Annotated in this window: 16 protein-coding genes and 1 tRNA gene; 9 read left to right on the plus strand and 8 right to left on the minus strand. The window is 53.8% G+C overall.

The window, feature by feature from the left end; translation table 11 throughout:
* Window positions 1–187 precede the first annotated feature (187 nt).
* The 3 genes from IV493_RS06400 to IV493_RS06410 all read right to left on the minus strand — a co-directional run bounded on the left by IV493_RS06400 (window position 188) and on the right by IV493_RS06410 (window position 1,993).
* A tRNA-Asn gene (locus tag IV493_RS06400) sits at window positions 188–263 on the minus strand.
* Between the two features lie 103 nt (window positions 264–366).
* Window positions 367–1,143: a DgsA anti-repressor MtfA gene (gene mtfA, locus IV493_RS06405; protein WP_110330534.1), complete on the minus strand. Its 777-nt coding sequence runs from the start codon at window positions 1,141–1,143 to the stop codon at window positions 367–369.
* A gap of 172 nt (window positions 1,144–1,315) precedes the next feature.
* The gene (locus tag IV493_RS06410) at window positions 1,316–1,993 is read right to left on the minus strand and encodes a hypothetical protein (protein WP_033783409.1); all 678 of its coding nucleotides are present in this window, start codon (window positions 1,991–1,993) and stop codon (window positions 1,316–1,318) included.
* A gap of 611 nt (window positions 1,994–2,604) precedes the next feature.
* Here IV493_RS06410 and IV493_RS06415 point away from each other — a divergent pair.
* Together IV493_RS06415 and IV493_RS06420 are read left to right on the plus strand one after the other, a co-directional pair.
* Window positions 2,605–3,309, plus strand: a complete 705-nt coding sequence (locus IV493_RS06415) for a phosphohydrolase (RefSeq protein ID WP_013358304.1) — start codon at window positions 2,605–2,607, stop codon at window positions 3,307–3,309.
* A gap of 72 nt (window positions 3,310–3,381) precedes the next feature.
* Window positions 3,382–3,663, plus strand: coding sequence for an Arc family DNA-binding protein (locus IV493_RS06420; protein ID WP_013358303.1), 282 nt, complete (start codon window positions 3,382–3,384; stop codon window positions 3,661–3,663).
* Window positions 3,664–3,930: 267 nt separating this feature from the next.
* Here the strand turns inward: IV493_RS06420 and dcm are convergent, their stop codons facing one another.
* Window positions 3,931–5,316: a DNA (cytosine-5-)-methyltransferase gene (dcm, locus tag IV493_RS06425; RefSeq protein WP_195857941.1), complete on the minus strand. Its 1,386-nt coding sequence runs from the start codon at window positions 5,314–5,316 to the stop codon at window positions 3,931–3,933.
* Between the two features lie 189 nt (window positions 5,317–5,505).
* Here dcm and IV493_RS06430 point away from each other — a divergent pair, with 189 nt between their 5' ends.
* The 5 genes from IV493_RS06430 to IV493_RS06445 all read left to right on the plus strand — a co-directional run bounded on the left by IV493_RS06430 (window position 5,506) and on the right by IV493_RS06445 (window position 7,762).
* Window positions 5,506–5,985: a very short patch repair endonuclease gene (locus IV493_RS06430; RefSeq protein ID WP_013358301.1), complete on the plus strand. Its 480-nt coding sequence runs from the start codon at window positions 5,506–5,508 to the stop codon at window positions 5,983–5,985.
* A 52-nt stretch (window positions 5,986–6,037) separates the two neighbouring features.
* The gene (locus IV493_RS06435) at window positions 6,038–6,313 is read left to right on the plus strand and encodes a hypothetical protein (RefSeq protein WP_095706998.1); all 276 of its coding nucleotides are present in this window, start codon (window positions 6,038–6,040) and stop codon (window positions 6,311–6,313) included.
* Between the two features lie 10 nt (window positions 6,314–6,323).
* Window positions 6,324–7,235, plus strand: a complete 912-nt coding sequence (locus IV493_RS06440) for a DUF808 domain-containing protein (RefSeq protein WP_013358299.1) — start codon at window positions 6,324–6,326, stop codon at window positions 7,233–7,235.
* A 33-nt stretch (window positions 7,236–7,268) separates the two neighbouring features.
* Window positions 7,269–7,400 (plus strand): hypothetical protein, encoded by a 132-nt coding sequence (locus tag IV493_RS18610; protein ID WP_003854444.1) that lies wholly within the window; start codon window positions 7,269–7,271, stop codon window positions 7,398–7,400.
* 182 nt (window positions 7,401–7,582) lie between these two features.
* Window positions 7,583–7,762, plus strand: coding sequence for a YodC family protein (locus tag IV493_RS06445; RefSeq protein WP_195857942.1), 180 nt, complete (start codon window positions 7,583–7,585; stop codon window positions 7,760–7,762).
* A gap of 85 nt (window positions 7,763–7,847) precedes the next feature.
* Here IV493_RS06445 and IV493_RS06450 read toward each other — a convergent pair whose 3' ends face one another.
* From IV493_RS06450 to IV493_RS06460, 3 genes are all read right to left on the minus strand, one after another.
* The gene (locus tag IV493_RS06450; RefSeq protein ID WP_013358297.1) at window positions 7,848–9,068 is read right to left on the minus strand and encodes a glycosyl transferase; all 1,221 of its coding nucleotides are present in this window, start codon (window positions 9,066–9,068) and stop codon (window positions 7,848–7,850) included.
* A gap of 30 nt (window positions 9,069–9,098) precedes the next feature.
* A complete protein-coding gene (locus IV493_RS06455; RefSeq protein ID WP_195857943.1) occupies window positions 9,099–9,890 on the minus strand; it encodes a mannosyl-3-phosphoglycerate phosphatase-related protein in 792 nt (263 codons plus the stop codon).
* Window positions 9,891–10,244: 354 nt separating this feature from the next.
* Window positions 10,245–10,478: a DUF2525 domain-containing protein gene (locus tag IV493_RS06460; protein ID WP_195857944.1), complete on the minus strand. Its 234-nt coding sequence runs from the start codon at window positions 10,476–10,478 to the stop codon at window positions 10,245–10,247.
* 316 nt (window positions 10,479–10,794) lie between these two features.
* Here IV493_RS06460 and IV493_RS06465 point away from each other — a divergent pair, with 316 nt between their 5' ends.
* Complete coding sequence (locus IV493_RS06465) at window positions 10,795–10,953, plus strand: YqaE/Pmp3 family membrane protein (protein ID WP_013358294.1); 159 nt, start codon at window positions 10,795–10,797, stop codon at window positions 10,951–10,953.
* Between the two features lie 62 nt (window positions 10,954–11,015).
* A complete protein-coding gene (gene dsrB, locus IV493_RS06470) occupies window positions 11,016–11,210 on the plus strand; it encodes a protein DsrB (protein ID WP_013358293.1) in 195 nt (64 codons plus the stop codon).
* Window positions 11,211–11,314: 104 nt separating this feature from the next.
* Here the strand turns inward: dsrB and IV493_RS06475 are convergent, their stop codons facing one another.
* Complete coding sequence (locus IV493_RS06475) at window positions 11,315–13,021, minus strand: methyl-accepting chemotaxis protein (RefSeq protein WP_013358292.1); 1,707 nt, start codon at window positions 13,019–13,021, stop codon at window positions 11,315–11,317.
* Between the last annotated feature and the right edge of the window lie 120 nt (window positions 13,022–13,141).

Consider the following 13,141-nt stretch of genomic DNA (forward strand, 5'->3'; position numbering starts at 1 on the left):
GAGGAGACAAGCCAGCCAGAGCAGGGATTGCCCGGCTGGTTTTTTGCAGTTATGGCCGCCGGACTCATCAGGAATGTGCGGGTAACTGCAGGCGGGTCCAGATGGTAATCAGAAAGGAGGAGAAAATTGGCAATACTGAAAAGCAAAAAGCCCGCTCAGGTTTCCCTGAGCGGGCTTTTCTAAATTCTGGCTCCTCTGACTGGACTCGAACCAGTGACATACGGATTAACAGTCCGCCGTTCTACCGACTGAACTACAGAGGAATCGTTTGAACGAGGCGAATATTAGCGGCGTCGCACTGAGGTGTCAACAGCAAAAAATACATTATCATTCAACTGGCTAGCTTTAGCACAAAGCGATCGGGATTTAAGCAGTCTGAGCCGCGTCAGAAGCCATCCTGCTCAGGGGATCCTGCTGGTAAAACTGGCGCAGATGCTGATACATGGCGGGAAAGCGTTCGGCCAGCAGAACCGGAGCCGTAAAGAAATATTCAGAGAGTACGGCGAAGCACTCAGCCGGATCGCTGGCCGCGTAGGGATCGATAGTCGCAGCCTGTTCCCCTGCCAGTTCCACTTCACTTTCAATCTCTGCCATCGCGGCTCGCAAATCCTTTTCCCATTGGGCTACGTCACGCAGCGGCATGACCGGAACGCCGCTGGTATAACCGCTGCCGCGCGCATCCAGTTTGTGTGCCACCTCATGGATCACCAGATTAAAGCCGGAGAGATCGAACGAGTCCTGAATATCGAGCCAGTTGAGGACGACCGGTCCCTGTGTCCAGCTCTGTCCGGCGTGAACGGCAGGTGCGCTGTGAACCAGTCCATCTTCATCCTGCCACTGATCGTCGACCTCAAACGGCTCGGGATAGATCAGTACCTCATGAAAACCGTCCAGCCACTCCAGACCCAGCTTCAGCACTGGCAGAGAAAAGAGCAGGGCGATCCGCACGCTGCGCAGCTCATCCAGCTGAACGCCCCCGAGAGGCACCAGTTTTTTCTGTTGCAGAAAGCGCTTTGCCAGCTCCACCAGCGCCTGCTGTTCAGACTCATCCAGCGGGCTGAAGACAGGCTGTGAAAGCGCCTGTTGCCACGGCAGGGCCGCCAGCATGGTGTCGTTATGCGTTTTCCAGGGCCATTTAAACATCGCAACTCCTGCACAGAACCGGGCTATGTCATTATCCTGACGCGGCAGACATAAAAATGCCAGCATCGAATGCTGGCATCTTCTGTCTGACTTCAGGGCTGAAGGCTGTCTATTCAACCCGTTAGCGCGGCCGTTGTCTGTGATTCAACCCGCAAAGCGCAGGGTTGAGGCATTACCTGCGTTCAACGCGCTGAAATTCAATGACCCAGACCCAGGGATTCACTTCCCAGCTGGTCGCGCCGTACTGTTTTTCCCAAGCTTTGCGATACGCCTCTTTAGGTGACTCAGAATTAACGTTCATGGTGAAGAAGTTATTAAGGAAGTGCGAGTCGGTCTGTACGCCCTCCGCCATAATGTCATCTTCACTGATATCCTGAATCTTTTCCGCACGTACGCCGGTAATTTCCAGGTTGATACGACTGGCCCAGCGCGGCATGTGGATGGCGGTCTGCCAGCCAAACTCCTCGGCTTCCGGGGTGCTCATCGCATGCTGACCCAGCTCATTACTGTCGGCACGATACTGGCAATATTCCGGCAGGCGAAACGGCGTCGGGTCACGTTCATATTCGGCCAGATCGCTTTCTGGCACCATCGGGCCGCGCCAGGTTTCACGCACCCACAGGATGTCGCCCGATTTGCCGTAGGGACACTGATAGCTGATGTCGGTCATCGACATCATCTTGTAGCCATGCAGATGGTTAGCACTCACGTCGAAAGCATGAACGCCTTCGTGATGATCCTGTCCCGGCCCGAAAGCCTGAGTTTTCATAATGCGCCGGGTTTGTGTTTGCTGGCCAACCAACAGGGCACGAACACGCTGTTCGGAAAAAAGAATCGGCCGTTCTTTCATGGATTACCTCTTTTTATTAGTAGAACCCGGTTACTGCTGTAAACGTCCATTTGCTTCACATCTGAGAGTTATCATAAAAGCTTTAAATCATTTTGCTTAATAATTTGTCGCCTGACAGTCACTTTAAAATTGTCACGTTGGGTGTTAAAAACCAGCAAAATGCAAAAAGCGCACCAAAGCTTATCACGCAATCAGCAGAACGCGACGAACAGCCCGGATACAGTACGTTATAACAATAAAAATAGGAACCTTTTCAGACTTTTTCACCTGCTATTGCCCACACTTTTACAATTAATTGCGTGACAAAAAAAAGCTAAGCACGGCTGGTTTAACTGGCTCAGAATGAATCAAACATTACTGCTGTTAAACTAATTTTCTTTGCAGCAATTCACTGAGGAAAGGCTGAAAACCGCCGAAATTGCGGTATTTATGTAACATAGGTGCTATACAGATGATCCAGATCTCATTTTTCTGCCCGAAATCGCTGGCAGCGCCGCTCTTTTCAACAGCACTGTAAAAAAAGTGTCATTAGCCAGTCGCTATGATGGCTTGCCGTTTGCGCACTGATCACGACAGTGAATTGGCTGTCGATCACTACAGGGAGATAGATTATGTCACTTACACTCTGGCAATCCCGCTATGAAAGCTGGTTTCAGGCGAACTGGATCCACGACGACGGCGCGCACGATATCGCCCATCTGCGACGCGTCTGGATGAGCGCGCAGCGAATCATGACCGGCACGAAGGCGGACCCGCTGGTGGTGCTCACCGCCTGCTATTTTCATGATGTAGTGAATCTTCCCAAGAATCATCCGGAACGGCATCTCGCTTCTACTTATGCCGCGACGGAAACGCAGCGCATTCTGCAGCAGGATTTTCTCGACTTCCCGGCAGAAAAGATTGAAGCCGTGATGCATGCCGTTAAAACCCACAGTTTCAGCGCCGGTATCCCGCCAGAGACGCTCGAAGCCAGAATCGTGCAGGATGCAGACCGGCTGGAGTCGCTGGGCGCAATCGGACTGGCGCGGGTCTTTTACACGGCCGGTGCACTGAATCGCCCGTTATTCGACAGTCAGGATCCGCTGGGTAAAGATCGCGAGCTGAATGATGTTAAGTGGACGCTGGACCATTTCCAGAAGAAGCTGCTGCGTCTGCCGGAAACCATGCATACCGAAACCGGCCGCATGCTGGCTGAGCATAACGCCGATTTCCTGGTGCGCTACATGGCGAAGCTTTATGCCGAGCTTCAGGGCAATCTGGTGGGGATGGATGAGGGCGTACTGCGGGATTTCACCCCATTGAAAACCGAATATTAAATTTTTATGACAGTATGTTAATCGAAACGGTCATCCGGTAGCGTGTGAGCAATAACAAAAAGGAGCTGCCCGATGACCGAAACTGTTAATTTAACGATTAAAATTGATCCCGAGCTGAAAGAAACGATTAAACAGCTGGCGCTGGAAAACCAGATTTCAATGAGCCAGGAAATTGTGCAGCGTTTGCAGGCCAGTCTGGAAACGCATCCGCATCCGGCCATTGATAATCAGGACATCACTGAAGAGGGCGCCGATGAAACGGGTGCCGCTGACGTGAAAACCGATGGACTGAGCGCCAGCGAATTGAAGCAGATCCGCCTGCTGCTGAAGAAGCAGAGCAAGAAAAAGAAATAAAACATAAACCCGTCGTAAGACGGGTTTTTTATTTGGAGAAAGGCTGGACCGTTTCGCTATGAGACTGTGCCTGCTCAGGGAACACGGTCAGATCGGAAAGACGCAAAAGCCGCCATCCATGGCATGCTCGGCCCGCACCGTCCTGGCGCGGGACGCTTTCCTCTTCTGACCGTGTTCCCTGCGAGTTGAGCTTACTTTTTGCTGTGAGAATCGTCAGATGTAAGTTCTTCATCAGCCTGAAACCCGTCGCAAGACGGGTTTTTCATTTCAGAACGATGACGACTTCAGCTGACGAATATGCGGCAGCAGCAGCTGGGCGACCGCTGCGAATACCGGCACGACCACCGAGTTACCAAACTGCTTATAGGCCTGGGTATCTGAGACCGGAATGCGGAACGGCTCGCGGCCCGGCACATCAAAGCCCATCAGGCGTGCGCATTCGCGCGGAGAAAGACGACGCGGACGCCGTGCCATATTATCCGCATCCTGAAACTCCGCTTCACCCAGCGCGCTGTCCCAGCCGCGGTCGATCAGAATCTCTGAGCCATCTTTGTAGTAGCGTGCTGACAGCGTCCGCACGCAGCAGTCAGGATTACGCGGATCGTTAAGGCCAAAACCAAAGCCGTTACCTTTTGCTTTATGCTTTTTCGCATACTGGTAGAGGTAACGCCACAGCACCGGCGACAGAATATATTTGTCGTCTGGCGCGTGCTCCAGCAGGCTCTGCAGGCTGGGCACCTGCGCCGGGTAGAAACGACGGATATCGCGTAGCGTAAAGTCCTGTTTTTTTAGGTCACGGCGAATCCCTACCAGCACAATACGTTCGCGATGCTGGGGCAGGAAGTGGCGCGCATCGATCACTTTGGCATCCGGACTGCCGGCTCCGGCATCGGCCACGTCATAGCCCAGCTCATCCAGCGTCTCCATGATAATGGCGAAGGTACGGCCCTTATCGTGGCTCTTGAGGTTTTTCACATTCTCCAGCACAAAAAACGGTGGTTTCTTGGCGGCCAGAATGCGCGCAACATCGAAAAACAGCGTGCCCTGCACCTGACATTCAAACCCGTGGGCGCGGCCCAGCGCATTTTTCTTGCTGACACCCGCCAGCGAAAAGGGCTGGCAGGGAAAACCGGCCAGCAGCACCTGATGATCGGGGATTGCCGCATCGATCGCGCGGTATATCTCTTCGTCGTCAGTCAGACCTTCCGGCTGGGTCACCTGCCGGATATCGGTATTGAAGTGATGCTCCAGAGGATCGCTGTAGTGATTGGCTTTATAAGTGCGAACCGCCTCTTTATTCCATTCACTGGTAAAGACGCACTTGCCGCCGATTGCCTCGAATCCTTTACGGATGCCGCCAATCCCGGCAAAGAGATCGATAAAACGAAACTCAGGATTATCATAGTGGGCGGGCCGGGACGGCAGCAGACTCTGCAACAGCGACAGCTCCGCCTCACACAGTGGCGGCAGGGCGCTTTTACCCTGACGGATCCGGTTCAGCAGGGCCGGTGTCCAGCAGGAAAATCCCGCCTGCTGCAGTCGGGCCGTGAGATCACGAACCGAATAGATGTCCAGCACCTGTCCAAAGAGTTCAGACGCATCAGCAGATGAAAGTGCAGCAGAGAGTGGTTCAGCGAGGGCGGCGGGATGCATGCGTTTTTCCTTAACAGTAAGGAGCCTATGCTAACACTCCAGAGGCTGCGAGGAAATTGCCGGGATGTGCCCTGTGTCAGACCGCCGGAAAGTTCTGTTTTGCGGCGTAATATCCGAAGTCGCCCGGCAGCGGCTTTCGCTTTTCGTGGCGCAGACTAAAGTTACAGAACCAGCAAAAAAGGAGAAGTTATGGCTGATGTTCACTCCAGCGAAACACGCAGTAAAAATATGCGTGCCATTCGCGCTCAGGATACGGCCATTGAGCAACGTATTGCGCTGTTGCTGAAAGATCGGGGATTCAGCTTTCGCGTGCAGGATAAAAACCTGCCGGGACGGCCTGATTTTGTCCTGACCGAACAGCAGGCGATTATTTTTGTTCATGGCTGCTTCTGGCATCGTCATCACTGCTATCTGTTTAAGCTGCCGGCGACGCGCACGGAATTCTGGACCGGAAAAATCAACAGCAATGTTGAACGTGACCGGCGTTATGTGCGCCAGCTGCAGGAAAGCGGCTGGAAAGTGCTGATCATCTGGGAATGTGCGCTGCGTGGCAAACTGCGCCTGGCGGATCAGGATCTGCTGGAACGGCTGGAGGAGTGGTTGCTGGCGATGTCGGAGAGTGCCGAGATCGACCATCAGGGCATTCATCATTACAACGCGGATTGCTAATCAGGACCATAATTGGTTAGATCTGCGCTTTCTCCGTGGCCAGGAGCCTGACATGAGCAGCATAAAACTGACGGTTAAACGCCTTTACCAGATTCGTGACGAGCGGATGGTGAACACTAAAGCCACTGCGCGGGTCTATTGCGGCGACAGGCTTATCGCTACGGAGGAGATCACCGGCATGACCGAAAGCCCGGTCAGCAAATACCTGCATGCTGAAGGCGCAGAAGGTGATGTGGTGCGGGTGGAGTGGGATTGTGAGGGCATCGCTGAGATGACCGTAACGGAAATTGAGCGCTGCCCATGTTGTCAACATAACGAACCAGACTAAGGATAAGATTTTGGCAGGCACCAGTTTACTGACTTTACTTGATGATATTGCAACACTTCTGGACGATATTTCCGTCATGGGAAAAGTGGCGGCAAAAAAGACCGCTGGCGTACTGGGCGATGATTTGTCGCTGAATGCACAGCAGGTTACCGGCGTAAAAGCCAACCGTGAGTTGCCCGTGGTCTGGGGCGTGGCTAAAGGATCGTTTCTCAACAAACTTATTCTGGTGCCGCTGGCGCTGATTATTTCTGCGTTTGCGCCCTGGCTAATCACGCCATTACTGATGCTGGGCGGTGCCTATCTCTGCTATGAAGGCGTGGAAAAGGTGATGCACAGTCTGCAGCACGACAAGCAGAGCAAATCACCGGAAGCACGTCAGCAGCGGCTGGATTCGCTGGCGAATCAGAACGCGGCAGAGTATGAGAAAAAGAAAATAAAAGGTGCGGTGCGCACTGATTTCATCCTCTCGGCAGAAATTGTCGCGATTACCTTAGGGATTGTCTCGGAAGCGCCGCTGCTCAACCAGGTGATCATCCTGGCGGGCATCGCCATTCTGGTCACCATTGGCGTCTACGGCATCGTAGCGGGCATCGTAAAAATTGATGATCTCGGCTTCTGGCTGCGTGAGAAACCATCGCGCGTTGCGCAGGGTATTGGCAGCGTGCTGCTGGCCGCCGCGCCCTGGCTGATGAAGATCCTCTCGGTGGTCGGCACCCTGGCGATGTTCCTGGTCGGTGGCGGTATCGTGGTGCATGGCATTGCGCCGCTGCATCATCTGATTGAGGAAGTCAGCGGCGGATTCAGCGGCTGGATCGCGATGCTGCTTAGCAACGGCGCAAACCTGGTGCTGGGCTTTATCATTGGGTCGATCGTGCTGTTAGTGGTCAACCTTATTGCCAGAGTGCGCGGAAAATCGGTATAAAGCGCACTGTGATTTACGGTCAGGAGAATGACGATGAACGACGACATGTTTGAATTTGATATCGACGCACAGCTTGAGCAGGCTGAAGCGAAAGCAGAGAAAAAAGCCAGCGAAGTGCCGGATGATCTCGGTGACGAAGCCGATTGCGAAGGCTGTAAAATCTGACGTCAGCGTCAACACTTCATCAAAGCGGATAAGTTTTATCCGCTTTTTTTATTTTCCGCATATCCAGCTGCTTAATTCTGTATTTGCCCGTTTTTTGCGTGCCTTAACAGGCAAGGGTCGGCTTTGCCTGCTATAAAGAAAATAGTCACTCAGGTTAATAACACGCATGAAAGGAGCGCCCCATGGTTTTCGCAATCAGTGAAGAAGTGCAGCACAAGGAAGAAGGTCACACGATGGTGGTGACCGGCTACGCCAGTGGCATGGTGGAATGCCGCTGGTATGACGGCTATGCCGTGCGCAGAGAGGCTTTTCGCAGTGATGAACTTTGCGCGCTGAATCCTGCGCAACAACTGGCAAGCTGAGAGCCTCAGGCCTGAGGGTCAGATGACCCGACAGGCCCGGTTTCTGACTGCCTGAGGCCCGGCACACTCCCTGTGCCGCCCTGTTTCAGACGTTACCGTCATTATCCTCTTCAACCGCCTGATAGATGCGCTGCAATACATCCGGGAACGCCGATTGAACCCGACTCCAGCTGGGTATAAACGGCTTATCGTTAGGACGTTCAATAAACGCCTGTCCCGCTTCCAGAATCGACTGAGTAAACATCTCTACCGCGGCCTCTTCGACGTGCTGATCAAACTTCAGTCCGTTCATTGCCGCCTCGTGGTTATAGGTCTCCATCATATCCAGCGCATTACGGTAATAGGTTGCCTTCAGCACCCGGAATGAATCGCTGGTCAGCGGCACACCCATGGTCGCGAGCTTACGCAGCAGGGACTGGACGATATCGCTGCTCATGCGCTTCAGGCCGCCGGTGCCATCATCTTCGGCCAGCGGCTGATGCTTGTGATCGTAGTTATCGGCTATCTCAACCTGGCACGACTGGCGGGTGGTGTAGTTACGGTAAATCTCCGACAGCACGCCAATCTCCAGACCCCAGTCGCCAGGAATTTTGATGCCGTTCAGCACATGCGTTCGCATGGCGAACTCGCCGGAGAGCGGATAGCGGAAGCTTGTCAGGTAATCCAGGTATTCCGAATGACCATAGACTTTCTGCAATGAGCGCAGCAGCGGCCCGACCAGCAGACGTCCGACGCGGCCGTTAAGCTTGCCATCCGCGACGCGCGCATAGAAGCCCTTACAGAACTCATACTGAAACGCCGGGTTAGCCAGCGGATAGAGCAGACGCGCCAGCATGCCGCGCTCATAGGTCACGATATCGCAGTCATGCAGCGCCACGCAGCTGGTGCGGTCCGACGCCAGCGTATAGCCGGTGCAGAACCAGACGTTGCGCCCTTTGCCGGGATTAGTGGGCGACAGACCCTCTTTATCCAGTTCTGCATCAATGGCTTTCAGACGCGGGCCGTCGTTCCACAGAATGCGATGCCGTTGCGGCAGGCGGGAGAAGAACTCGCGGGCAAACAGGAACTGGTCGCGGTCGGCCCGATCCAGACCAATCACGATCTCATCCAGATAGGGCACTTTCGCCAGCTCATCGACGATTTTCGTCAGCGCCGGGCCTTCAAGTTCAGAAAACAGCGATGGCAGGATCAGCCCCATTTTGCGTTTGCGGGCAAAGCGTACCATCTCTTTTTCCAGCGACTCCACGCTGCGGTGGGTAAGGTTGTGGAAGTTGGTGATTACGCCATTCTGATAAAAGTCACTCATCGCATCATCCTTTTAATGCCCGTGGGCAGCTTATTGAGGTTGAGTCAAAAAATAGTCCAGTCCTTCACGCCAGCCTTCGGGGCCATGGTGAGCGGTGTGATAGACCTGCTGCTGATCGGTCCGGCTGAGTGTTACCGGTGTTTTACTGTAGCCCTTAATCACTACGGCATAATCTACTGCATCCAGCATCGGCGCATCATTCGGCCCGTCACCGAGGCCAATTGTGATGGGCGCTTCACCGGGAGAATGGTCCAGCAGCCAGCGCAGCGCTTCGCCTTTGCCGCAGCCTGCTGGCATCACATGCCAGAAACGGCCGCCCTGCGTCAGTGCCAGCCCTTCAGCACCCAGTGCCGCCTGAAAGCTATCGAAAGCCTCGTCACTGTCGCGCCAGACAATCACTTCAGACGCGTCGCGCTGGCGTGACAGCGCGGCATCTGCCTCACTCAGTCCGGTCATTGAGGCCACTTCCGGATCGGAGAAGTCATGAAAGCCGGTAAAACGGTAGGCTGTTTTCAAGGCGGCCAGCCGCTGGCAGAGTGCGTCATAAGTCAGCGTATTATCAGGCAGACGGATACGCTGCTGATCCTGCGTCTGGACCACGGCACCGTTTTCGGCAATAAAGGGTGAACCACTGATCCCCAGTTTTTTTTGCAGCGGAATGACTTCGGCGGCTGTCTTACTGGAACAGATCACCAGCGGAACCTTGTGCTGTTTCAGCGTGGTAAGCCACTCCGTGGCCGCATCCCAGCGATAGGTATGGTGGTCGAGTAGGGAACCATCGAGATCGGTAATAATCATTAACGGCTGTTGAAGATCGGGCATTAACAGGCTCCTTTCATCACGTTCGCGGCTAAAGCAGCGATTTTTCAATATTATAGTTGAATATGGCTCACACTTTTTTTCCTGCCACGCTGAGTGAAAATCCAGGATAAATCTTAAAAAAGAAAGGGGGAAAAGCGAGGGATGCAGGAAGTGTGCGGGCGCTAAGTCACTGGCAGGCGCGGTGTTTTCGGTAACTATTGCCCCATAACGATCCGGTTCGTTGCAGAAACGTGCATATCTGATACTTGTTTTGGTGACGCGTTCGCGTAATCTGCAGAGGTGTTAAGAATTCCTTGGTGTAACGAATTGAATTTTTACCCGGCCTTCCCGCCGGGTATTTTTTTGAAATCGATTTCAGCGGTTAGCTTCATAGGCGCGATAGTCACAGATGTCGATTTCAAACGCTTCTGCCAGTTCGCTATACGAGTGAAAAATCTGGCCTTCAACTTCAAGGCGTGGCATCTGGCCCTGCTCCATATATTCCCGTATCTCTCCTGACGTTTTCGCCTGAATCGCTGCCAGTAAACCCTCAACATCCACCTTCAGATCGGACGCCGGCATATCGGTGTGCTGCTTTTCGTCTGTCATTTTCTGACTCCTGAGAGCAAACAGAATAATCAGTATAGAACGCCGGGCAGAAAGAGGGGATCGGGCAGATCGCAGGCGAAAAAAAGCCCGCGCTGCGCGGGCAAAATCCTTGTTACTTTAGGTTGTGGCTGCACCTATGGGGGTGGTGCAGTAGAGGGAGTGTAAAGGCCAGGCGCGTAAGAAGTCTTGCGGTGAAATGTTAAGAAATTGCAAAAATGGTCCTTACTCAGATTTACCTGACTTTGCCCTGGAACGAAGCAGATTCAGCTATAGTTAATGATAAAACTGATTTTTTTCAATACCTAAAGGAATGGTTATGGACATCTTGAGAATTATTATCGCAATTCTGCTGCCACCGCTGGGCGTATTCATGCAGGTCGGTTTTGGTGGTGCTTTCTGGCTGAATATTCTGCTGACGATCTGTGGTTATATCCCTGGCATCGTTCATGCCGTCTGGGTCATTGCCCGTCGCTAACGCGCTGCATCGCGCCGGTTCTTCGTTTAGACTGTACGCAGTAAATAATCAGGAGAACCGAAATGAAGGTAAATGACCGCGTCAGCGTCAAAACCGATGGCGGCCCGCGTCGCGTTGGCACCATTCTGGCTATGGAGCCGTTTAACGAAGGCACCATGTTTCTGGTCGCGCTGGAAGATTATCCATTGGGTATCTGGTTTTTTAATGAAACGCAGCAGCCGGATGGCATTTTCGTCGAGCCTTACCACGACGCCTGAGCCTGACGTGCATAAAAAAGCCCCGTTACGTATAGCGTAACGGGGCTTTTTGCATTCAGCGCCGCTGCCGTTGATGACAGTCGCTGATGCTTACCAGCATGGCGTCAGAAGGTTTCCCAGTTATCACTACCGGTGGCCAGCGCCGGACGCGGTGTCAGAGCGGGTGTTCTGGCTGGTGAAGTGACGCGCGCGGCCACACTTTTCGTGGCAGGCGAATCCTGCAGACGGAATGCCGCCACCGCCTGTGTCAGTTTGCCCGCCTGATCTTCCAGCGAGGCCGCTGCCGCAGAGGCTTCTTCCACCAGTGAGGCGTTCTGCTGAGTGACGTTGTCCATCTCAGTGACCGCCTGGCTCACCTGCTGAATACCCCGGCTCTGTTCGTCCGATGCCGCTGCGATCTCCGACATGATATCGGTGACGCGACGTACCGCCTCGACAATCTCACCCATAGTGCTGCCCGCTGCGCCAACCTGATGCGACCCGTCATTAATCAGCGTAACCGACTCAGCAATCAGGGATTCAATCTCTTTAGCCGCCTGCGCACTGCGCTGGGCCAGATTGCGCACTTCGCTTGCTACCACCGCAAAGCCGCGACCCTGTTCTCCGGCACGCGCAGCTTCAACCGCTGCGTTCAGCGCCAGGATGTTGGTCTGGAACGCGATACTGTTAATGACGTTGGTAATCTCAGCGATTTTCTTCGAGCTGCCGGAAATGTTGGTCATGGTTTTCACCACGCTATTAACCAGATCACCCCCGCTGCGCGCTTTGCCAGAGGCATCCGCGGCCAGCTGGCTGGCGTGATGGGCATTCTCGGCGTTTTGTTTAACCGTGGCGGTGAGCTGTTCCATGCTGGCAGCGGTTTGTTCCAGTGCTGCCGCCTGCTGCTCGGTGCGTGAAGAGAGATCGGTGTTACCGGCGGAGATTTCGCTGGAGCCCTGATAAATCGCGACGGCACCCTCACGAACTGTTCCGACGGTGGTCACCAGCGCCTGCTGCATCAGTTGCAGATTGTGGATCAATGTACCAATCTCACTGCGGCCAAAGGGCAGGGGAGCAGAGGTCAGATCACCCTGTGCAATGCGTTCAATGCGCAGCACAGACTGACGCAGCGGGTTAATCACTACACGGCGCAGGAAGACGAAGGTCATCAGGACCAGCACCAGTGCGGCACTAAACGCCACAGCCATTGAGATAAAACCGATGCGCGACTGACGATCGGCTTCTGCGGTAATCGCACTGGCGCGGTCAGTACGGATTTTGATTGCCTTCAGTAACACCGCGTTATAGTCATCATCCAGCTTGCGGGTAACGTCCGTCTCCTGGGCGATAATGCCCTCAAAGCTGCCCTGTTTACCGGCGTTGATCATCGGTATCAGGCCTTTATTGATGTAATCGTTGAAGCGTGCCTGCAGCGTGGTATCCAGTTCCATGTCAGCGGGGGTCTTCACTTCACGTGCCTGATAGACAGCAAAGCCGTCTTTAGCCTGCTGAATACGTTTTTCAGCCGCCGCCACGTTGGCGCGAAATTCGTCCATGTCACCAATACGCGCGGCGGCACCGGCCTGAATAATGGTCAGGCGTGCCGTACGCAGATGGTTAGAACTGTTAGCGAGGCCCATACGAACCTGAATTTCGTTCGTGGCATCATCGAGGGAGTGGTTGCTTGAAATCAGAAAGTAACTGGCGACACCAATACAGAGTGCGAACAGCAGCAAAATGCCGCCGAAGATCAGGCTAAACAGCGGCACCAGGCGGAGATTCTGCCAGATGCCAGCGCTTTTCTGTCCATCATTATCTAATGCAGTGTTCATATCCTTGCTCTCTTGAGGCTGTTGTTATAAGGCTTAACATCGGCAAAAGAGCGTAAAGGCTTAGCGGCAAGAGTGAGACCTGGCTCCCAATTCAGCGCAAAAAAAAACCGGCCATTAAGG

It is taken from the genome of Pantoea sp. SM3640 (assembly GCF_015654165.1).
In the GTDB taxonomy this organism is placed as follows: domain Bacteria; phylum Pseudomonadota; class Gammaproteobacteria; order Enterobacterales; family Enterobacteriaceae; genus Pantoea; species Pantoea vagans.